Origin of the sequence: Nakamurella flavida (assembly GCF_030811475.1) — a bacterium.
In the GTDB taxonomy this organism is placed as follows: domain Bacteria; phylum Actinomycetota; class Actinomycetes; order Mycobacteriales; family Nakamurellaceae; genus Nakamurella; species Nakamurella flavida.
In genome coordinates, this window is sequence record NZ_JAUSQV010000001.1 from 359,118 (window position 1) to 379,379 (window position 20,262).

At 71.3% G+C, this 20,262-nt stretch carries 18 protein-coding genes; 10 read left to right on the plus strand and 8 right to left on the minus strand.

The genetic code is table 11. From position 1 onward, the window contains the following. Nucleotides 1-32: 32 nt before the first annotated feature. From zwf to tkt, 3 genes are all read right to left on the minus strand, one after another. The gene (gene zwf, locus J2S58_RS01575) at nt 33-1,565 is read right to left on the minus strand and encodes a glucose-6-phosphate dehydrogenase (protein WP_205255264.1); all 1,533 of its coding nucleotides are present in this window, start codon (nt 1,563-1,565) and stop codon (nt 33-35) included. Nucleotides 1,566-1,727: 162 nt separating this feature from the next. After that, nucleotides 1,728-2,861, minus strand: coding sequence for a transaldolase (gene tal / locus J2S58_RS01580; protein ID WP_205255265.1), 1,134 nt, complete (start codon nt 2,859-2,861; stop codon nt 1,728-1,730). A 111-nt stretch (nt 2,862-2,972) separates the two neighbouring features. Next, nucleotides 2,973-5,147 (minus strand): transketolase, encoded by a 2,175-nt coding sequence (gene tkt, locus J2S58_RS01585; RefSeq protein WP_306826160.1) that lies wholly within the window; start codon nt 5,145-5,147, stop codon nt 2,973-2,975. A gap of 514 nt (nt 5,148-5,661) precedes the next feature. Here tkt and J2S58_RS01590 point away from each other — a divergent pair. Together J2S58_RS01590 and J2S58_RS01595 are read left to right on the plus strand one after the other, a co-directional pair. Continuing rightward, nucleotides 5,662-6,624: a heme o synthase gene (locus tag J2S58_RS01590; RefSeq protein ID WP_370881846.1), complete on the plus strand. Its 963-nt coding sequence runs from the start codon at nt 5,662-5,664 to the stop codon at nt 6,622-6,624. Beyond that, nucleotides 6,621-6,941, plus strand: coding sequence for a hypothetical protein (locus J2S58_RS01595; protein WP_205255266.1), 321 nt, complete (start codon nt 6,621-6,623; stop codon nt 6,939-6,941). The genes J2S58_RS01590 and J2S58_RS01595 overlap by 4 nt, the downstream gene beginning before the upstream one ends. 57 nt (nt 6,942-6,998) lie before the next feature. On the opposite strand, the gene J2S58_RS01600 is transcribed toward J2S58_RS01595, so the two are convergent. The 5 genes from J2S58_RS01600 to mptB all read right to left on the minus strand — a co-directional run bounded on the left by J2S58_RS01600 (nt 6,999) and on the right by mptB (nt 11,909). Beyond that, nucleotides 6,999-7,988, minus strand: coding sequence for a COX15/CtaA family protein (locus J2S58_RS01600; protein WP_205255267.1), 990 nt, complete (start codon nt 7,986-7,988; stop codon nt 6,999-7,001). Continuing rightward, nucleotides 7,979-8,794 (minus strand): ABC transporter permease, encoded by an 816-nt coding sequence (locus tag J2S58_RS01605; RefSeq protein WP_205255268.1) that lies wholly within the window; start codon nt 8,792-8,794, stop codon nt 7,979-7,981. Before J2S58_RS01605 ends, J2S58_RS01600 begins: the two co-directional genes overlap by 10 nt. Next, nucleotides 8,791-9,735, minus strand: a complete 945-nt coding sequence (locus J2S58_RS01610) for an ABC transporter ATP-binding protein (protein ID WP_205255269.1) — start codon at nt 9,733-9,735, stop codon at nt 8,791-8,793. The genes J2S58_RS01605 and J2S58_RS01610 overlap by 4 nt, the downstream gene beginning before the upstream one ends. 90 nt (nt 9,736-9,825) lie before the next feature. Next, nucleotides 9,826-10,188, minus strand: coding sequence for an MmcQ/YjbR family DNA-binding protein (locus tag J2S58_RS01615; RefSeq protein ID WP_205255270.1), 363 nt, complete (start codon nt 10,186-10,188; stop codon nt 9,826-9,828). Beyond that, nucleotides 10,185-11,909: a polyprenol phosphomannose-dependent alpha 1,6 mannosyltransferase MptB gene (mptB, locus tag J2S58_RS01620; RefSeq protein WP_205255271.1), complete on the minus strand. Its 1,725-nt coding sequence runs from the start codon at nt 11,907-11,909 to the stop codon at nt 10,185-10,187. Before mptB ends, J2S58_RS01615 begins: the two co-directional genes overlap by 4 nt. 242 nt (nt 11,910-12,151) lie before the next feature. Here mptB and J2S58_RS01625 point away from each other — a divergent pair, with 242 nt between their 5' ends. The 8 genes from J2S58_RS01625 (at nt 12,152) to J2S58_RS01660 (ending at nt 20,256) form a co-directional block, all read left to right on the plus strand. Next, complete coding sequence (locus J2S58_RS01625) at nt 12,152-13,105, plus strand: helix-turn-helix transcriptional regulator (RefSeq protein WP_306826169.1); 954 nt, start codon at nt 12,152-12,154, stop codon at nt 13,103-13,105. After that, nucleotides 13,102-14,577: a Fe-S cluster assembly protein SufB gene (gene sufB / locus J2S58_RS01630; protein ID WP_240188312.1), complete on the plus strand. Its 1,476-nt coding sequence runs from the start codon at nt 13,102-13,104 to the stop codon at nt 14,575-14,577. Before J2S58_RS01625 ends, sufB begins: the two co-directional genes overlap by 4 nt. Nucleotides 14,578-14,579: 2 nt before the next feature. After that, complete coding sequence (sufD, locus tag J2S58_RS01635; RefSeq protein WP_205255272.1) at nt 14,580-15,956, plus strand: Fe-S cluster assembly protein SufD; 1,377 nt, start codon at nt 14,580-14,582, stop codon at nt 15,954-15,956. A 75-nt stretch (nt 15,957-16,031) separates the two neighbouring features. Then, the gene (gene sufC, locus J2S58_RS01640) at nt 16,032-16,817 is read left to right on the plus strand and encodes a Fe-S cluster assembly ATPase SufC (protein WP_205255273.1); all 786 of its coding nucleotides are present in this window, start codon (nt 16,032-16,034) and stop codon (nt 16,815-16,817) included. Then, nucleotides 16,814-18,163, plus strand: coding sequence for a cysteine desulfurase (locus J2S58_RS01645; protein ID WP_205255274.1), 1,350 nt, complete (start codon nt 16,814-16,816; stop codon nt 18,161-18,163). The genes sufC and J2S58_RS01645 overlap by 4 nt, the downstream gene beginning before the upstream one ends. A gap of 1 nt (nt 18,164) precedes the next feature. Further along, nucleotides 18,165-18,671 carry a Fe-S cluster assembly sulfur transfer protein SufU gene (gene sufU / locus J2S58_RS01650; RefSeq protein WP_205255275.1) on the plus strand — a complete coding sequence of 169 codons (507 nt, stop codon included), beginning with the start codon at nt 18,165-18,167 and terminating at the stop codon, nt 18,669-18,671. A gap of 146 nt (nt 18,672-18,817) precedes the next feature. Continuing rightward, complete coding sequence (locus J2S58_RS01655) at nt 18,818-19,237, plus strand: metal-sulfur cluster assembly factor (protein ID WP_370881847.1); 420 nt, start codon at nt 18,818-18,820, stop codon at nt 19,235-19,237. Nucleotides 19,238-19,596: 359 nt separating this feature from the next. Beyond that, nucleotides 19,597-20,256 carry a ferritin-like domain-containing protein gene (locus J2S58_RS01660; protein WP_205255276.1) on the plus strand — a complete coding sequence of 220 codons (660 nt, stop codon included), beginning with the start codon at nt 19,597-19,599 and terminating at the stop codon, nt 20,254-20,256. Nucleotides 20,257-20,262: the final 6 nt, after the last annotated feature.

A 20,262-nucleotide genomic window follows, 5' to 3' on the forward strand; every position in this document is an offset into this window, starting at 1 on the left:
GGACAGGGCGGGCCGGCCCGCGCGGGGCGGCGTCACGGCCGGCGCCAGACACGGCCGTCGCGGGCCATCATGGCGTCGGCGGACGCCGGGCCCCAGGTGCCGGAGCTGTACGGCTCGGGCTGGGCGCCGTTGCGGGCCCAGGCCTTCTCGATCGGGTCGAGGATCTTCCAGGACAGCTCGACCTCCTCGTCCTGCGGGAACAGGGAGGGCTCGCCGAGCAGCACGTCCAGGATCAGCCGCTCGTAGGCCTCCGGGGAGGCCTCGGTGAAGGACTGGCCGTAGGAGAAGTCCATCGACACGTCGCGGACCTCCATCGCCGGCCCGGGCACCTTCGAGCCGAATCGCAGGGTGATGCCCTCGTCGGGCTGCACCCGGATGACCAGCGCGTTGGACCCCAGTTCCTCGGTGTCGGTCTGCGAGAACGGCAGGTGCGGCGCGCGCTTGAAGACCACGGCGATCTCCGACACCCGCTTGCCCAGCCGCTTGCCGGTGCGCAGGTAGAACGGCACGCCGGCCCAGCGACGGGTGTCCACCAGCAGCTTGACCGCGGCGTAGGTCTCGGTGGTGGAGGCCGGGTCGATGCCCTCCTCCTCGAGGTACCCGAGCACCTTGGCGCCGCCCTGCCAGCCGGCGGCGTACTGGCCACGAGCCGTGCCGGCGTCCAGGTCCTTGGGCAGGACGACCGCGGACAGCGCCTTGACCTTCTCCCGGCGCAGGTTCGTCGGGTCGAAGGAGACGGGCTCCTCCATGGCTGTGAGGGCCAGGAGCTGCAGCAGGTGGTTCTGGATGACGTCGCGGGCCGCGCCGATGCCGTCGTAGTAGCCGGCGCGTCCGCCGACCCCGATGTCCTCGGCCTGGGTGATCTGCACGTGGTCGACGTAGTGCGAGTTCCAGATGGGCTCGTACAGCTGGTTCGCGAAGCGCAGCGCCAGCAGGTTCTGGACCGTCTCCTTGCCCAGGTAGTGGTCGATGCGGAAGACGCTCTCGGCCGGGAAGACCTCGCCGACCAGGGCGTTCAGCTGCTGGGCGGACTGCAGGTCGTGACCGAACGGCTTCTCGATGACGACCCGGCGCCACTCGTTGTCCCGTTGCTCGCACAGCCCCGCGCGCTTGAGCTGCTTGAGCACCGTCGGGAACGCGCCCGGCGGGATCGACAGGTAGAAGGCATGGTTCCCGCCGGTGCCACGGACCTGGTCGAGATCGGACAGGGTGTGGGCGAGCTGGTCGAACGCCAGATCGTCGTCGAAGGTGCCCTGCACGAAGCGGAAGCCCTCGGCCAGATGCCGCCAGACCTCCTCGGAGAACGGCGTGCGGGCGTACTGCTTCACGGCGTCGTGGACGACCTGACCGAAGTCCTCGTGGCCCCAGTCCCGCCGGGCGAAACCGACCAGCGAGAAGCCCGGCGGCAGCAGTCCGCGGTTGGCCAGGTCGTAGATGGCCGGCATGAGCTTCTTGCGCGACAGGTCGCCGGTGACACCGAAGATCACGATGCCCGAGGGGCCGGCGATGCGCGGCAGCCGCTTGTCCCGGGGATCGCGCAGCGGGTTGCTGAAGGGGGTCGTCATGGCCTGGTCAGGTCCTTCCGTCGGCGTACGGCCGGCAGGGCGGCCGATGGGTTCGTCAGGGGACGACACACCCGCCGCGGGGGGAGGGGCCGAGCGGCGACGGTCGGCGGAAAGCGACGGGGCGGGTGGTCGGCCGGTCGGCCGACCACCCGCCCCGGTGGACTACTGGTTCTCGGTGCCGGGCTCGGCGAGGGACTGCTGGACGGTCTCCAGCAGCTCGGCCCAGGACTGCTCGAACTTCTCCACACCCTCGGTCTCGAGCACGGCGAACACGTCGTCGATGTCGACACCGACGGCCTCGAGGCTGCTGAACACCGCGGAGGACGCACCGTAGGTGCCCGCGATGGTGTCGCCGCGGATGACGCCGTGGTCGGCGACCGCATCGATGGTCTTCTCCGGCGCGGTGTTCACCGTGTGCGGCGCGACCAGTTCGACCACGTACTGGGTGTCGTCGTACGCCGGGTCCTTGACGCCGGTCGACGCCCACAACGGGCGCTGCGCGTTGGCGCCGTCGGCCGCGAGGGCTTCCCAGCGCTCACCGCTGAACTTCTGCTCGTACAGCTGGTAGGCCAGCCGGGCGTTGGCGATGGCCGCCTTGCCGAGCAGCGATGAGGCCTCCGGGGACCCGATGGCCTTGAGGCGCTTGTCGATCTCGGAGTCCACCCGGGAGACGAAGAACGAGGCCACGGAGTGGATCTCAGCGACGGCGTGACCGTTGGCCTTGGCCTGCTCGATGCCGTCGAGGTAGGCGTCGATGACCGCGGTGTAGCGCTCGAGGGAGAAGATCAGCGTGACGTTGACGCTGATGCCCTCGGCGAGCACGGCGGTGATGGCCGGCAGCCCCTCGACGGTGGCCGGGATCTTGATCAGCACGTTGGGCCGGTCGACGATCTTCGCCAGTTCCTTGGCCTGGGCGATGGTGTTCTCGGTGTCGTGCGCGAGGCGCGGGTCGACCTCGATGGACACCCGGCCGTCCACGTGGCCGCTGGATGCGAACACGTCCGCGAACAGGTCGCAGGCGTCGCGCACGTCGTCGGTGGTGATGGCGCGGACCGCGTCGTCGACGGAGGCCTTCTGGGCGGCCAGCTGGCCGGCCTGCTCCTGGTAGGACTCACCGTCCTTGAGGGCGGCGGCGAAGATCGACGGGTTCGTGGTGACCCCGACGATGTGCTTGTCCTTGATCAGGTCGGCCAGGTTGCCCGAGTGCAGGCGCTGGCGGGAGAGGTCGTCGAGCCAGAGGGAGACTCCGGCGGCGGACAGGTCGGCGAGCGGGCCGCCGGACTGGGGAGTGGTCATGGGTGAGCTTCTTCCAGATGGTCTGGGGGCCACCGTTTCTCGATGACCGGCAGGACGGGACTGCGGGATGACGCGGACCGGGCCCGGCCGTGACGGCCGGGCCCGGGGGCGTCAGTTGTGCGGGAAGGTGTCGAACACCGCGGGGGCGAGCTTGTCCTTGCTGCTCTCCGTGGAGACCCCGCCGCCGATCGCGGCCAGGGACTCCTTGGCCGCGCGGACGGCGGCCTCGGTGGTGATGTCGAACTTCTCGTACAGGGTGGCCGCGTCGGCCGAGGCACCGAAGTGCTCCAGCGAGACGGGGCGCCCGGCCGAGCCGATCCAACGCCACCACGGCTGCGAGATGCCGGCCTCGATGGAGACGCGGGCCTGCACGGCCTGCGGGAGGACGGATTCGATGTAGGACTGCTCCTGCACCTCGAACCAGTCCAGGCACGGGACGGACACGACGCGGGCGCTGATGCCCTCACCCGCCAGCACGGACTTGGCTTCGACGGCGATCTGCACCTCGCTGCCGGTGGCCAGCAGGATGACCTTCTTCTCGGCCGCGTCGTCCCAGTCCGCAAGGATGTAGGCGCCCTTGTCGACGCCCTCGGCGCTGGTGCCCTCGAGGGTGGGCACGTTCTGCCGGGTCAGCGCGAGGCCGACCGGACCGGACTTCCACTCGCCCTGCCGCTCCAGGAGCGCCTGCCAGGCGTAGGCGGTCTCGTTGGCGTCCGCCGGCCGCAGCAGGGACAGACCCGGGATCGCGCGCAGCGCGGCCAGGTGCTCCACCGGCTGGTGGGTGGGGCCGTCCTCGCCGAGACCGATGGAGTCGTGCGTCCAGACGTAGGTGACTGGCGCGCCCATGACGGCGGCCAGGCGTACGGCACCACGCATGTAGTCCGAGAACGTCATGAAGGTGCCGCCGTACGGCCGGGTCGGGCCGTGCATGGCGATGCCGGTCAGGATCGCGCCCATGGCGTGCTCGCGGATGCCGAAGTGCAGGGTGCGGCCGTAGAGGCTGGTCGTCCAGGCGTCGGTGGTCGCCGCGGGCGGGCCGAAGGACTCGGCGCCCTTGATGGTGGTGTTGTTGGACTCCGCGAGGTCGGCGGAGCCGCCCCACAGCTCGGGCAGGACCGGCCCGATGGCCGACAGGACCTCGCCGGAGGCCTTGCGGGTGGCGACACCCTTGGCGTCCACCGGGTAGGTGGGCAGGGAGTCTGCCCAGCCCTCGGGCAGCTCGCGAGCGGTGAGCCTGTCGAAGAGGGCCTTGTTCTCCGGGTTGGCCGCGGCCCACTCGTCGAAGCTCTTCTGCCAGGCCGCCTTGGCGTCCCGGCCCCGGTCCAGCAGCTGCCGGGTGTGCTTGATGACGGTGTCGTCGACCTCGAAGGAGGCCTCGGGGTCGAAGCCCAGGATCTTCTTGACCGCCTTGACCTCGTCGACGCCCAGCGCGGCGCCGTGCACCTTGCCGGTGTTCTGCAGGTTCGGCGCGGGGAAGCCGATGATGGTGCGCAGCTGGATGAAGGTCGGGCGGTCGGTGACGGCCTTGGCCTGCTCGACGGCGTCCAGGATGCCGACGACGTTCTCGCCGCCCTCGACCTTGAGCACGTGCCAGCCGTACGCCTCGTAGCGGGCGGCGACGTCCTCGGACAGGGCGATCGCGGTGTCGTCCTCGATGGAGATCTCGTTGTGGTCGTAGAACACGATGAGGTTGCCGAGCTGCTGCCGGCCGGCGATGGACGACGCCTCGGAGGTGACGCCCTCCTCGATGTCACCGTCGGAGGCCACCACGTAGATGAAGTGGTCGAACGGGCTGCTGCCGGGGGCGGCGTCCGGGTCGAACAGGCCGCGCTCGCGGCGGGCGGCCATGGCCATGCCCACGGCGGAGGAGAGACCCTGGCCCAGCGGGCCGGTGGTGATCTCCACACCCTTGGTGTGGTGGTACTCCGGGTGCGCCGGGGTCAACGAGCCCCAGGTGCGCAGGGCCTCGATGTCCTCGAGCTCGAGGCCGAAGCCGCCCAGGTAGAGCTGGATGTACAGGGTCAGGCTGGAGTGGCCGCAGGAGAGCACGAAGCGGTCCCGACCCACCCAGTCCGGGTCGGCCGGGTCGGAGCGCATGACCCGCTGGAACAGCGAGTACGCCAGCGGGGCCAGGCTCATCGCGGTGCCGGGGTGGCCGCTGCCGACCTTCTGCACGGCGTCGGCGGACAGCACGCGCACGGTGTCGACCGCGCGGGTGTCCAGCTCGGTCCAGTCGCTGGGGACGTGGGGGGTGGTCAGGGACTCGATCTCAGCAGTGCTCGTCACGGATGGCGGCCCTCCCTCGGGCAGGGCGATCGGCGCAGCACGAAGCGTGGCCGTCGCGAACGTCTGTGGTTCGTCGGATCGGACTGTCTTAGTCGCACGACGAGCGTAGTCCCCGGCTCCGACGGTCCGGACGGCGCCCGGTCGCCGACGGACGTCCGACCTCCCGTCACCCCTCGCCGCACACGGGGTGACGAGCGTGACGACCGGCCCGGCCCCCGGGAACCGACCCCGGCGGACGGTGAACACCTACGATGACGGGAGGAACGGACCCGCCACGGGTCCGGTCCGACGGGCCCGCCGTTCCCGTCGGCCGCCGCGCACCCCCGTCCGACTCCGTCGGACCGGTCGCGCGGCTCCCCGTACGTACGGCTCCGCATGATCGGCGTCCGCGCCGGCACCAGGTGAATGGAGTACCGGATCCGTGGGCGTCGCATCCCGGCCCGAGTCGAGCGTGCAGTCCGACGGCGAACGCGCCGTGGGTGAGCAGCCCGTCGCGGGCACCCCCGGCGCCGCCGTGGGGGCCGACCCGATCGGCGGACCCGCGGACGTGACCTCCCGGGCACTGCTGCGCGGCAAGGTCGGCGCCTACGTCGCGCTGACCAAGCCCCGCATCATCGAACTGCTGCTCATCACCACCATCCCGGCCATGTTCGCCGCCCAGCGCGGGGTTCCCCCGCTCGGTCTCGTCCTGGTCACCCTGCTCGGCGGGGCACTCGCCGCGGGCAGCGCCAACGCGCTGAACTGCGTCGTCGACGCCGACATCGACGCGATCATGCGGCGGACCCGGACCCGCCCGTTGGCCCGCCACACGGTGACCCCGCGGGCCGCGCTGGTGTTCGGCGTCGTGCTCGGCATCGCCGCCACCGTCGTGCTGGCCGCGTTCACCACCTGGCAGGCGGCCGTGCTGGCCGACGTGGCGATCCTGTTCTACGTCTTCGTCTACTCGATGTGGCTCAAGCGCCGGACCTCGCAGAACATCGTCTGGGGCGGGCTGGCCGGATGCATGCCGGTGATCATCGGCTGGTCCGCCGTCACCGGCGGGATCGGCTGGCCGGCCTGGGTCTTCTTCGGCGTCATCTTCTTCTGGACCCCGCCGCACACCTGGGCGCTGGCCATGCGCTACCGCGAGGACTACGCCGCCGCCGGCGTGCCCATGCTCCCGGTGGTGGCCACCGAGCGGGTGGTCATCCGCCAGATGGTGCTCTACAGCTGGGCGATGGTGGTCTGCTCGCTGCTGCTGGTGCCCGCCTCGTCGTGGATCTACGCCGCCGTGGCCGCCCCCGTCGGGCTGGCCTTCCTCGGCGCCGTGCACCGGCTGCACGTCCGGGTGCTCCGCGCCCCGGTCCGCCAGGACCGCACGCCCCCCGGTGAGTTCATGACCGTGTTCCACCTGTCGAACCTCTACCTCACGGCCGTCTCGGTGGCCTGGGCCGTGGATGCCGCCTTCGGCCTCGGTGTCGTCGGTTGGCCCTGGTGACCGCCCCGGTCGATCCCGCAGAGGGTGCGGTGGTGGTCCCGCCGAACGACGAGGCCGCGGTCGGCATCCTGACCCGGTTCGTCGACGAGCACGGACCCAGCACGGCGACCGTGGACCACCTGGGACGGAGCGGGGCACGCATCGTCGTCATGGCGGCCGATGGCCGCTACGGCGACGCGGTGGTCAGCTCGCTGCCCGTGGCCCAGGAGATCTGCCGCCGGGCCGCGGTGCCTCTCGGGGACTGGGACCGTGCCCGCACGTCCCGGATCACCCCGACGCCCGCCGACTGGAAGCGGATGGCCGGCAGCGGTCGCTGACCGCCACTGGCGATCACGGCAGATCCGGCGAGTCGGTCCGACGATCCGGACGGACGATCAGCTGCGGGGGATGGACCGGGCGAGCTCGGCGTCCCGGGTGGTGGTTCCCACGGCCAGGAACGCCGCCGCGGCCACCAGCAGGACGGCGCCCAGCACGTGCGCGACGACCAGGGCCTCGGGGACGCCGATGGCGAACTGCACGAGACCGATCAGCCCCTGCGCCAGGGTGACCCCGATGAGGACGACCGCGCGCTTGATCAACCGGCGCGGTGCGTGCACGGCGAGCAGGCCGACGGTCAACGCGACCACCAGACCCAGGTAGGTGAACATCAGGTCCGCGTGGATCTGGGCCAGGGTGCGGACGGGCAGCTCGAGGCGCGGGGTTTCCGCGTCACCGGCGTGCGGACCGGCCGCGGTGACCAGCGTGCCGGCCACGCAGAGCGCGCCCAGCACGCCCAGGGTCGACCAGGTGAGCACGCGGAGCGGGCGCGGGATGAGCTGCAGCTTCTCCCCGTCGGGCTCCTGCAGCCGGTGCAGCACGGCCACCGCGACCACCAGCAGCACCAACGAGACGATCATGTGCGGTGCGACGGTCCACCAGGTCAGGCCGGTGAGCACGGTGATGCCGCCGAGGACGGCCTGGAACAGCACGCCCAGTGGCAGCACCGCGGCCAGCAGGGGCAGGCCCCGACGCGCCGGCCGGGCCCGCCAGATCAGCAGGAACGTGCCCAGCGAGGCGACGAGGACCACGCCGGTGAGCGTGCGGTTGCCGAACTCGATGGCCTGGTGGAAGGCCGACAGATCCTCCCGGGAGACCGGGGTCAGCGATCCCGGCTGGCACTCCGGCCAGGTCTCGCAACCCAGGCCGGAACCGGTGACCCGGACGGTGGCCCCGGTGACGGCGATGCCGCCGTGGGTGATCACCGCGGCCCAGGCGAACAGCTTCTGCAGGCCGAGCGACGGGGTCCGCGAATACCAGGGGGTACGGGACGCCGGGGCGGGGTCGGGTGCAGCCGGGGGGACGGTCGAGGACGGGATCACTGCCACTTGAACCACGTTACGGTGCCGGCCCACCCGAGGGCGGTCCAGCCGAGCAGGACGAGGATCACCCCGGCCGACGGCGCATGACCGTCCTGGAGCACGGCCCGCAGGCCCTGGCTGAGCGCACCGGACGGGGTGAGTGCACCGACCGTGGCCAGCCAGCCGGGAGCCGAGGTCAGCGGCACGATGACCCCGCCGAGACCGACGAGCAGCAACCAGGCCAGGTTGGCCAGGCCCAGGACGGCCTCGGCGCGCAGGGTGCCGCCGAGCAGCAGGGCCAGGCCGAGGAAGGCCGCGGCCGCCAGGACGGTGAGCAGCACGGTCCAGGCCACGGCGGGGACGACGGCGCCGGCCGGACGCCAGCCGAGGAGGGCGGCCACGGCGAGCAGGACGACGTACTGGCCGAGGATGACCACGAGCGCGGCCAGCACCTTGCTCAGTACCAGCTGCAGTCGCCCCATCCCGGCCGCGGCCAGCCGGCGGAGCACCCCGTAACGCCGGTCGAACCCGGTGGTGATGGCCTGGGCGGTGAACGCGGTGGACAGCACGGCCAGGGCGAGCACGCCGGGGGTCACCGCGGCGATCCGGGGTTCGGGCAGATCGATGACGGTGATGTACGTGCCGCCGATCAGCGCGGCGAGCGGGATGACCAGGGCCAGCAGCAGTTGCTCCCCGTTGCGGACGAGCAGGCGCAGGTCGAGCACCGCGGTGGACACCGCCCGGCGGGCCGCCGAGGACGGCCGGGGGTCGGGGGTGAAGGTGCCGGCGGGGAAGCGCGGCGAGCCGCCTGTGGTGTTCCACGACGTGCTCATCGACGCACCTCCCGTCCGGTCAGTTCGAGGTAGACCTCGTCCAGGGTGCGCCGGCCGACCTCGAGATCCGACGGCATCACGCCCAGGCGGGCGCAGAACGAGGTGACCGTGGCCACGGTGGCCGGGTCGACGTCGCCCTGCACCAGGTAGCGGCCCCGCGAGGTCTCCCGGACGGCGAACCCGTCGGGCAGGGCGCCGATCAACGGCGCGACGTCCATCCCGGCGGCGGCGGTGAAGCGGAGGTCGGTGCTGGAGGACCGGGTCAGCTCGGCCGGCGAGCCGGCGGCGACCACCCGGCCGTGGTCGACGATGACGACCCGGTCGGCCAACTGCTCGACCTCGTCCAGGAGATGGGTGGTGAGCAGGATGGCCACCCCGTCGGCGCGGGCCGCGGAGAGCAGATCCCAGACCAGGTGGCGGGCCTGCGGATCCATCCCGGCGGTGGGCTCGTCGAGGAACAGCACCGCGGGTCGGCCGACCAGGGCCATGGCCAGGCCGAGGCGCTGGGCCTGCCCACCGGACAGCCGGCGGATAGGCGTACCGGTCACCTCGCGCAGCCCGAGCACGTCGAGCAGCCAGGCGGGATGCAGCGGGTGGGCCGAGCAGCGGGCCAGCAGGTCGAGCATCTCGCCCACCCGGGCGGCGGCCTGAGCCCCACCCGCCTGCAGCATCACGCCGATCTGCGGCCGGACCGCGGCACTCTGCGCCCAGGGGTCCAGTCCGAGCACGCGGACGGTGCCGCCGTCGGGGCGGGCGAAACCGATCAGGCAGTCCAGGGTGCTGGTCTTGCCGGCGCCGTTGGGGCCGATCAGGGCGACGAGGCTGCCGTGATCCAGCTGCAGGGACAGTCCGTCGACGGCGGTGGTCGACCCGTACCGCCGGGTGAGTCCGTCCACCGCCACCGCCGGTCCGTCGGCACGGGGGCGCGAGGGGGTGGTCACGAGGATCCAGGATAGGGGGGCCGCGCCGGGGACCGGCCGCAGCGTCGGCAGCCGACCGCCCGGGGGACCGGAAGGCCCGGTGGGAACGGGCTACCGGCCGGTGCCGGCCGCGCGCAGGCGGGACGGGGCGGCGACCCACCACGCGCCCTCGACCAGCTCGGCCAGGCGGTCCGGCGGCAGCTGCTCCAGCCGCACGAGCACCGAGTCGTGCCCGTCGTAGTGCGCGGTGGTGAAGAAGGGCTCTCCCTCGGCCAGGAAGGCGGCCTTCTCCTCCGCCGCGCAGCGGAACATGACCGCGCCGTCGTCGTCGTTCCGCAGCCGGGCCATCAGCGAGCCGGCCACCTTGAGCGCGGGCGTGCGGTACGACGTCGACTCCTGCACCTCGGGCAGTGCGACACCGGCCGTCACCACCTCGTCCCAGGACGTCGCGCCCCGGTTCTGCTCACTGGTCATGCCTGCACCCCCGTTCCGGTCGATCGTGCGGACCGTGTCTCGGCTCCGTCACCATCCGCAGTCTCCCCGCTCCGGAGGGTCGACCGTGGCATGCCCCTTCGGGCGAGCAGGAACAGGACGACCGCGACCACGACGGCGGCCACCGCGACGGCCCGCACGATGGTGAAGACCGGGATGGTCGCTCCGTTGGGCATGATGATGACCGAGAAGACCGCGGTCAGCCAGATCGTCGTCCGGCGCACCCGGGGGTCGGCGGTCGACGCGGCGAGCGGCAGAGCCGCCCACAGCAGGTACCAGGGTTGGATGACCGGGCTGAGCAGGACCACCGCGCCCATCCCGATGCCCAGGCCGAGCAGGGGTCCCAGGTCGTGGCGCCAGCAGCGCCACAGCACGACGGTGGCCAGCAGCAGACCGATCCCGGTGCCCACCGGTTGCAGGACGTCGATGGCCGCCTGGGTGTGGTCGCCCAGACCGAGCAGGAGCCCCAGTTGCCCGGCGCCGACCCCGAGGCTGGTGGATACGGACAGGAACGAGCGGACCGACCCGGGTGCGCCGAGCGCGCCGATCCAGCCGAAACCCGCCCCCGCGGCCAGGGTGAGCAGCCCGAACGTGCCGACGGCGACCGCACCGACCAGGCCGGCCCACCGGAACAGATCCGGCCACCGGCCACCCGACCGTCGGGCCAGTGCGACCACCAGGAAGGCCAGCGCCAGCGCCGCGGTGATCTTGATGCCCACCGCGACGGTGATCAGGGCCGTCCCGGTGATCACCCCGGGCAGACCCGCCCGCCACCGGGTGGCGGCCTGCGGGCCGGGCAGGGCCAGCACCAGGCCGGCCAGCATGCCGCCGATCATCAGGGCTTCGTTGTGAGCGCCGGCCACCAGGTGGAACAGCACCAGCGGGTTGAGGGCGCCGAGCCAGAGCGCCGCCACCGGGTCCAGTCCGAAGCGACGGGCCAGCCGGGGGAGGGCCCAGACGATCATCGCGACGCCGGTCACCTCGACCAGGCGCTGCAGCAGGACCCCGAGCACGACGTGGTCACCGACGACGGTGACGACCCCGCGGGCGATGAGCAGGAACGCCGGGCCGTAGGGGCTGGCGGTGTGCTGCCAGCGGGCGTCCACCTGGTGGGCGAACGGATCGGCGTCGCCGAGCGTGTCGTACGGGCCCGAGGAGTAGGGGTTGTCGCCCTGCGCCATCATCTGACCGACGGCCAGGTAGGAGTAGACGTCCCGGCTGAAGATGGGCGGGGTGACCATGAGCGGCACCGCCCACATGGCCAGCGTTGTGCTCAGCTGTCGGCGGGACAGCCGTCGGGGCCGGCCCGGGGCGGCGAGTCGCCCGATGAGGAACCAGCAGACGACGAGCAGGCCGATCCCGGTGGCCGAGCAGGCCAGGGCGGCAGGCCCGACGCGGGACAGCAGGCCCAGGACGCGGAGGCCGTCGACCGGGTTCGGGATGGGGCTGGCGGCGCCGTAGGACGAGGTGGATCCGACCATGAGGAGAAGGGCCCCGACCGTGCCCCATCGGCGCAGCCGGCCCAGTTGACCGTTCTCGACGTCGTCCAGGGGTTCGGCGGTCGGGAGTGCGGCCGGGAGTGTGCGGACCGGGACGACGGTGGCCTGTCGTCCGGGGACCGGGGCCGCCGCGGCCGGTCCCGACGCAGCGGTCGCGACGGGCTCGGACGCCGACGTGGCGGCGTCGGGGCGCGGCGCGGTCATCGCCGCAGTCTAGGAGTCGGCAAGGGAAGCCTTCCCCGGGTCCGCGGCCCCGGCCGGCGGTCCGCTGTCGCGGGCATGCAGGATGACCTGCGAAAACCCGGTCGCGTCCGGGATCGCGATGATCCACCCGGCTGTCCTCGCACCCACAGGCGCCCAGGCAAGGCTGCCCTGTGTGTCGGGATGCACAGCCAGGGCGGGCCGGCCACTTTGAAAGCCCTCCGGATAAAGCACACACTTGTGTTGTGAAAACCGCTGACCTCCCTGCGCCCTTGCGGGCCGGGGCGACGGTGGAGATCGTCCCGGACCCCGCCGCGCTGTCCGGCGTCGTGACGTCGGGTCTGCCGGAGGCCGAGGGGGGGACCCGGCAGGCCGTCGTCCACCTGCTCATGTCCGCCGGTCCGCTGACCGCTGCCGCTCTGGCCGACCGGCTGGGCCTGTCCACCGCCGGCGTCCGTCGTCATCTGGACCAGCTCGTCGAGGACGGCGAGGTCACCTCCCGGCCGGCCAGCTCGCCCCGGGGTCGCGGCCGGGGCCGACCCGCCCGCGCCTATCTGCTGACCGATGCCGGTCGCGCCCGCTTCCCGCACGCCTACGACCAGGTCGCCATCCAGGCCCTGCGCTTCCTGCGGGCCACGGCCGGCCCGGCCGCGGTCACCGCCTTCGCGCGGGACTGGGCCCAGGCGGCGCTCGCCCCGGCCCGGCCCGCGCTGGCCGCGGCCGCCGATGTCGCCGCCCGTTCCGAGGTGGTCACCGAGGCGCTCACCGACGCGGGCTTCGCCGCGTCGCTGCACCAGGTGGGCATCGGCCGGCAGTTGTGCCAGCACCACTGCCCGGTGGCCCACGTCGCGGCGGAGTTCCCCCAGTTCTGCGAGGAGGAAATGCATGTCCTCACCGCGGCGTTGGGCACCTATGCACAGCGGATCGCCACCATCGCCCGGGGCGACTCGTTCTGCACGACCTTCATCCCCCGGGCGGTGAACACGGCCGGACCGGAGCTCGTCGGCACGTCACCTTCTGATGAAGGCCCGCCGGCCGGAACGGAACCGCCCGAAACCGCCCCGCCCGAACCCCCAGCCCGTCGGACAGAACAGAAACAGATGACCGCCGCATTCCCCGTACCACCGCTCGCCACAGCACCGACCACTTCTGCACTCCCCACCACCGAGTCCGCACCACTGGGAAGGACATCGTCATGACGACTGCTCCCGAGAAGCCCCTCGACCTGCTCGACGAGACCGGAGCCGCGGCTCCGGGTGCTCCGTTGACCCAGGCCGAGACCATCGACACGCTGGGCCGCTACGCGTTCGGCTGGTCGGATTCCGACGCCGCCGGCGCGTCCGCCCGCCGTGGCCTGAACGAGGACGTCGTCCGCGACATCTCGGCCAAGAAGAGCGAGCCGGAGTGGATGCTGGCGCGTCGGCTCAAGGCCCTGCAGCTCTTCGACCGCCAGCCGATGCCGACCTGGGGCGCCGACCTGTCGGGCATCCACTTCGACACGATCAAGTACTTCGTGCGCTCGGGTGAGAAGCAGGCCGCCAGCTGGGAGGACCTGCCCGAGGACATCAAGAACACCTACGACAAGCTGGGCATCCCGGAGGCGGAGAAGCAGCGTCTGGTCTCCGGTGTCGCGGCCCAGTACGAGTCCGAGGTCGTCTACCACTCCATCCAGAAGGAGCTCGAGGACCAGGGCGTCATCTTCCTGGACACCGACACGGCCCTGAAGGAGCACCCGGAGATCTTCCAGGAGTACTTCGGTTCGGTCATCCCGTCCGGGGACAACAAGTTCTCCGCGCTGAACTCGGCCGTGTGGTCCGGCGGATCGTTCGTCTACGTCCCCAAGGGCGTGCACGTGGAGATCCCGCTGCAGGCCTACTTCCGCATCAACACCGAGAACATGGGCCAGTTCGAGCGGACGTTGATCATCGTCGACGAGGACGCCTACGTGCACTACGTCGAGGGCTGCACCGCGCCGATCTACAAGTCGGACTCGCTGCACTCCGCCGTCGTGGAGATCATCGTCAAGAAGGGTGGCCGCTGCCGGTACACCACCATCCAGAACTGGTCGAACAACGTCTACAACCTGGTCACCAAGCGGGCCAAGGCCGAGGCCGGCGCGACCATGGAGTGGGTCGACGGCAACATCGGCTCCAAGGTGACGATGAAGTACCCGGCCGTCTGGATGATGGGCGAGCACGCCAAGGGCGAGGTCATGTCGATCGCGTTCGCCGGCGAGGGCCAGCACCAGGACACCGGCGCCAAGATGCTCCACCTCGCGCCGCACACCAGCTCCACCATCATCTCCAAGTCGGTGTCGCGCGGTGGCGGGCGCACGTCCTACCGCGGGCTGGTCCAGGTCAACCCGGGCAACCACCACAGCAAGTCCACGGTGAAGTGCGACGCGCTGCTGGTCGACACCATCTCCCGCTCGGACACCTACCCCTACGTCGACGTCCGCGAGGACGACGTGTCGATGGGTCACGAGGCGACGGTGTCCCGGGTCAGCGAGGAGCAGCTCTTCTACCTGATGAGCCGCGGCCTGACCGAGGACGAGGCGATGGCGATGATCGTCCGCGGCTTCGTCGAGCCGATCGCCCGCGAGCTCCCCATGGAGTATGCGCTGGAACTGAACCGCCTGATCGAACTGCAGATGGAAGGGGCGGTGGGCTGAGCATGACCACGAGCACCGATGACACGAACACGCTCGCCGTCCCGGCCCACGTGACCACCCCCCACACGGAGGCCACGGACGTCGTCGACCCGATCGACGAGGGTGACGCGTTCCCGGTCGACGGGCCGGCCCCGGACGGCCTGACCACGCCGGAGGGGTTGACCACGGTCGCCTCCGTCGGTCCGAGCGCCGACCCGGCGCCGGACGCCGGTGCGCACACGCACGTCGGCGGGGTCACCGTGCCCGTCACCGGCGGCGCGCCGTTCCTGCACCCGGTGGGCTCGGCCGATCTGGCCGACCACCCGGTGCCGTCCGGTCGCGAGGAGATGTGGCGGTTCACCCCGCTGCGTCGCCTGCGAGGCCTGCACGACGACGCCCCGCTGACCGGTGATCCGCTGACCGCCACCTGGTCGGCCCCCGAGGGCGTGCACGTGGCCGAGCTGTCCGGGGACGAGGCCCGTGCGGCCCGCGGCCGGTCCGGCTACCTGCCCACCGACCGGCCCGCGGCGCGGGCCTGGCACGAGGCCGCGCGCACCCTGCTCGTGCAGGTGCCGGCCGACGCACAGGTCTCCGGGCCCGTCGAGGTCACCCTGACCGGGCAGGCCGGCGGCGAGGCCACGGCCGGCTGGACCGTCATCGAGGTGGGCAACCACGCGAAGGCGGACATCGTCCTCATCCAGCAGGGCAGCACCACGCTGACCGACGTCGTCGAGATCGTCGTCGGCGACGGCGCGCAGGTGACCGTGGCTGCGCTGGGGGAGTGGGCCGCCGACGCGGTGCACCTGACCCACCACCACGTCCGGCTCGGTCGCGACGCCACCATCAAGCACGTGGCGCTCTCCTTCGGGTCCGATCTGTCCCGCGCGCTGACCTCGGTGGACTACGCCGGACCGGGTGGTGACCTGGAGTTCCTCGGGCTGTACTTCGCCGACACCGGCCAGCACCTCGAGCACCGGCTGTTCGTCGACCACACCGCCCCGCACTGCAAGTCCAACGTCCTCTACAAGGGCGCGCTGCAGGGCAAGGGTGCGCACACGGTCTGGATCGGTGACGTGCTCATCCGGCGCACCGCCGAGGGCACCGACACCTACGAGATGAACCGCAACCTGTTGCTCACCGAGGGCGCCCGCGCCGACTCGGTGCCGAACCTGGAGATCGAGACCGGCGAGATCGTCGGCGCCGGTCACGCCAGCGCGACCGGCCGGTTCGACGACGAGCAGCTGTTCTACCTGCTGTCCCGCGGCATCCCGTCGGACGTGGCCCGTCGGTTGGTCGTCCGCGGCTTCTTCGGCGAGGTCCTGCAGAAGATCGGCGTGCCGTCCGTGGTCGAGCGGGCCAGCGAGACCATCGAGCGCGAACTGGCCGTCGGCGGCTACTAGGCCGCCCGGCCCGCCGGCACGGCCCCGGGCCCCCTGCACCGCACCACCTTCCGTCCCACATATTGGAGTCAAAGCATGGCAACACTGGAGATCCGCGACCTGCACGTCAGCGTCGTGACCGAGGACGGCCCGAAGGAGATCCTGCGCGGGGTCGACCTGACCATCGCGTCCGGGGAGACCCACGCGATCATGGGCCCGAACGGCTCCGGCAAGTCCACCCTGGCGTACTCGCTGGCCGGGCACCCCAAGTACGTCGTCACGTCCGGCACCGTCACCCTGGACGGTGAGGACGTGCTGGCCATGACGGTCGACGAGCGCGCCCGCGCCGGGGTGTTCCTGGCCATGCAGTACCCGGTGGAGGTCCCCGGCGTCTCGACCTCGAACTTCCTGCGTACCGCGGCCACCGCGGTCCGTGGCGAGGCACCGCCCATCCGCACCTGGGTCAAGGAGGTCAAGCAGTCGATGCTCGACCTGGAGATCGACCCGGTGTTCTCCGAGCGCTCGGTCAACGAGGGCTTCTCCGGCGGCGAGAAGAAGCGTCACGAGATCCTGCAGATGGCCCTGCTCAAGCCGAAGATCGCCGTGCTGGACGAGACCGACTCCGGCCTGGATGTCGACGCTCTGCGCATCGTCTCCGACGGGGTGAACCGCTTCAAGGAGCAGTCGGCCGCCGCCGGTGAGGGTGTCGGCGTCCTGCTGATCACCCACTACACGCGCATCCTGCGGTACATCAAGCCCGACCACGTACACGTCTTCGTCTCCGGTCGGGTCGTCGAGTCCGGGGGCCCCGAGCTGGCCGACGAGCTCGAGAGCACCGGGTACGTGCGGTTCACCGGGGTGGGAGCCGGCGCCGCGTCATGACCACCGTCATCGGTGGTCCGGACACCGCGTCCGGCACTTCCCCGCACCCGGCCACCGGGCGGGGCTTGACCGGCCTCGCCCTGGCCGCGGTGCGCGCCGACTTCCCGATCCTGGAACGCACCGTCCGGGACGGGAGGCCGTTGGTGTACCTGGATTCCGGGGCGACCTCCCAGCGGCCGATCACGGTGATCGACGCGGAGCAGGAATTCGTCACCACGAGCAACGCCGCCGTGCACCGCGGCGCACACCAGCTCGCCGAGGAGGCCACCGACTTCTACGAGGGCGCCCGGGCGAAGGTCGCGGCGTTCGTGGGGGCCGGCCGGCCCGAGGAGATCGTGTTCACCAAGAACGCGACGGAGGCCATCAACCTGGTCGCCTACTCCCTCGGCAACGCCGGGTACCTGGACAGCGGCGATCCCGCCCGGTCCCGGTTCGCGCTGGGCCCCGGCGACGAGGTCGTGGTGACCGAGATGGAGCACCACGCCAACCTCGTGCCGTGGCAGGAGCTGTGCCGCCGCACCGGCGCCACGCTCAAGTGGTTCGGCGTCACCGAGGACTTCCGCCTCGACCTGTCGAACCTCGACGAGATCATCACCCCGCGCACCCGCGTGGTGGCCTTCACCCACCAGTCGAACGTGCTCGGCACGGTCAACCCGGTGCACGTGCTGGTGGCCGCGGCCCAGAAGGTCGGCGCGCTCACCGTGCTGGACGCCTGCCAGTCGGTGCCGCACCAGATCGTCGACGTCCGCGAGCTCGGCGTCGACTTCGCGGCGTTCTCCGGGCACAAGATGCTGGGCCCCAGCGGCATCGGCGCCCTGTACGGGCGGTACGAGCTGCTCGAGCAGATGCCCCCGTTCCTCACCGGCGGATCGATGATCAGCCAGGTGTTCATGGACCACAGCACCTACGCCGAACCGCCGGCCCGGTTCGAGGCCGGCGTGCCGATGACCTCGCAGGCCGTCGGTCTCGGCGCGGCGGTGGACTACCTCACCGGCATCGGCATGGACGTCGTCGCCGCCCACGAGGAGGAGCTCACCGGGTTGGCCCTGCAGGGTCTCGCCGCCATCCCCGGTGTCCGGATCCTCGGCCCGGACACGGTCAGCGACCGCGGTGGCGCCGTCTCCTTCGCGGTCGACGGCATCCACGCGCACGACGTCGGTCAGGTGCTGGACGACGAGGGGGTGCAGATCCGGGTGGGGCACCACTGCGCCTGGCCGTTGCACCGCCGGTTCGGCGTCGCCGCGTCCGTGCGGGCCTCGTTCGCGCTGTACAACACCCCGGACGAGGTGGACGTGCTGCTCACCGCCGTCCGCCGCAGCCAGGACTTCTTCGGTCGGAGGCACTGACATGCAGATGGAGCAGCTCTACCAGGAGATCATTCTGGACCACTACCGCACGCCCCATCACAACGGGCTGCGTGAGCCGTACGGCGCGCAGGTGCACCACGTCAACCCGACCTGTGGTGACGAGATCACCCTGCGCGTCGAGCTCAGCGGGACGGGCACCGACGCCGTGGTCGCCGACGTGTCGTGGGACGCCATGGGCTGCTCCATCTCCCAGGCCTCCACCTCGGTGATGACCGATCTGGTCATCGGCCGACCGTTGGGGGAGGTGCTCGGCGTCCTGGGTGACTTCACGACCATGGTCACCAGCCGCGGCACCGTGCAGGGCGACGAGGAGGTCCTCGGGGACGGCATCGCCTTCGCCGGTGTCGCCAAGTACCCGGCCCGCGTCAAGTGCGCACTGCTGGGCTGGATGGCGTTCAAGGACGCCGCCGCCCAGGTCACCGACGGCCAGACCACCGCCGGACACAACAACGAGCCCGTCCACCAGACCGAAGGAGCGTCCCGATGACCGACATCGCCGACACCGCCCGACCCACCCAGGTCGGGCCGCCGATCGATCCCACCGGTCACCACGACCACTCCGATCACGACCACGCTGGCCACGACCACGCGGGTCACGACCACCCGGGTCACGACCAGGCCGGGCACGCCGGGCTGGACACCGATGACCGTGCGGCGCGCAGCGCCGCCGCGCTCGACGCGCAGCTCGGGAGTGCCGTGCCGGCCGGTGCCCCGGTCGCCATGCCCGCGCTGGCCGATCTGGAGGAGGCCCTGAAGGACGTCGTCGATCCCGAGCTCGGGATCAACATCGTCGATCTGGGTCTGGTCTACGACCTGTCCGTCGACCCCGGCCCGCAGGGGCCGATGGCCACCGTCGACATGACGTTGACGAGTGCCGCCTGTCCGCTGACCGAGATGATCGAGGAGCAGGTCTCGGCCGCACTGACCGGCGGCCCCGACGGCGGGCTGGTGTCGGACTTCCGGATCAACTGGGTCTGGCTGCCGCCGTGGGGCCCGGAGAAGATCACCGACGACGGCCGCGAGCAGATGCGCGCCCTGGGCTTCAACATCTGACGGGTCCATCTCGAGGGTTCCCGGTGAGCCCGTCACCCTCTGTCGCGTCCCCGGTCCTGTCTCAGGGCCGGGGACGTCGCTGTCTGTGGGAGGACATTCCCAAGCCGACACTTCCTGCCCCGGATGAGTGACCAGGGGCCCAGGGGGGGATGGCCTGGCGCGCAGCAGGTATCGGCGCGAAGAAAGTCTGCCGAAACCCTGGACTTCTGTGAGGGAACGCGTACTGTCCGTGATGGTTACTCTACGTCGTATAAGGGCGGCGTCGAGTGATTCGTGCAGGGCTGCACCGTCGACCTCGCCAGATCTTTGGTTGGCTCCTCGTCGCAGCTGTGCCAGACCCCCGGGAAGGGATGGGTCGGATGGCTGACAACACGATCTTCGGCGGTAAGCCGGTGCTGGAGTTCAGCACTGGTCTGCAGCGTCGGAGTTTCCTGAAGTACGCGGGGATGGTGGGGGTGGGTGCCGGTTTCGTGGCCGGTGGTCTGCTCGGCGCCCCGTCTGCAGGTGCGGTGACCAAGGCGCGTCGTGAGGCGGGTCTGGCGGCCACGGATGTGGACATCCTGAACTACGCGTTGACTCTGGAGTACCTGGAGGCCGATTTCTATGCGATGGGTCTGCAGGCGGGTCTGCTCACGGATCGGGAGTTGGAGTTGGTGACGCCGATCGGTGATCACGAGAAGCAGCACGTGGCTGCGGTGACCGCGGCGGTGACCTCGTTCGGGGGGACGCCGGTGGCGGCTCCGAAGATCACGTATCCGGCGGGCACGTTCGACTCGCGGGACTCGTTCCTGAAGAACGCGTCGGCGTTCGAGGAGCTGGGTGTGACGGCGTATCACGGGCAGGTGCCGTTGATCCAGTCGCTGGAGGTGTTGGCTGCGGCGGCGTCGATCGCGGGGGTGGAGTCGCGGCATGCCGCGGTGGTCGCTTCGCTGTTGGGGACGAACCCGTTCCCGAACCCGATCGAGAAGAACGCCTCGATGGACACCGTTCTGGCCGCCGTCAAGCCGCTGATCGCCTGAGCGGGA

What these genes read in the sequence shown, in the direction of transcription:
- zwf (WP_205255264.1), bottom strand. Translation starts at nt 1,565, where the DNA reads ATGACGACCCCCTTCAGCAACCCGCTGCGCGATCCCCGGGACAAGCGG.
- tal (WP_205255265.1), bottom strand. Translation starts at nt 2,861, where the DNA reads ATGACCACTCCCCAGTCCGGCGGCCCGCTCGCCGACCTGTCCGCCGCC.
- J2S58_RS01605 (WP_205255268.1), bottom strand. Translation starts at nt 8,794, where the DNA reads ATGAGCACGTCGTGGAACACCACAGGCGGCTCGCCGCGCTTCCCCGCC.
- J2S58_RS01615 (WP_205255270.1), bottom strand. Translation starts at nt 10,188, where the DNA reads ATGACCAGTGAGCAGAACCGGGGCGCGACGTCCTGGGACGAGGTGGTG.
- mptB (WP_205255271.1), bottom strand. Translation starts at nt 11,909, where the DNA reads ATGACCGCGCCGCGCCCCGACGCCGCCACGTCGGCGTCCGAGCCCGTC.
- sufB (WP_240188312.1), top strand. Translation starts at nt 13,102, where the DNA reads ATGACGACTGCTCCCGAGAAGCCCCTCGACCTGCTCGACGAGACCGGA.
- sufD (WP_205255272.1), top strand. Translation starts at nt 14,580, where the DNA reads ATGACCACGAGCACCGATGACACGAACACGCTCGCCGTCCCGGCCCAC.
- sufC (WP_205255273.1), top strand. Translation starts at nt 16,032, where the DNA reads ATGGCAACACTGGAGATCCGCGACCTGCACGTCAGCGTCGTGACCGAG.
- J2S58_RS01645 (WP_205255274.1), top strand. Translation starts at nt 16,814, where the DNA reads ATGACCACCGTCATCGGTGGTCCGGACACCGCGTCCGGCACTTCCCCG.
- sufU (WP_205255275.1), top strand. Translation starts at nt 18,165, where the DNA reads ATGCAGATGGAGCAGCTCTACCAGGAGATCATTCTGGACCACTACCGC.
- J2S58_RS01660 (WP_205255276.1), top strand. Translation starts at nt 19,597, where the DNA reads ATGGCTGACAACACGATCTTCGGCGGTAAGCCGGTGCTGGAGTTCAGC.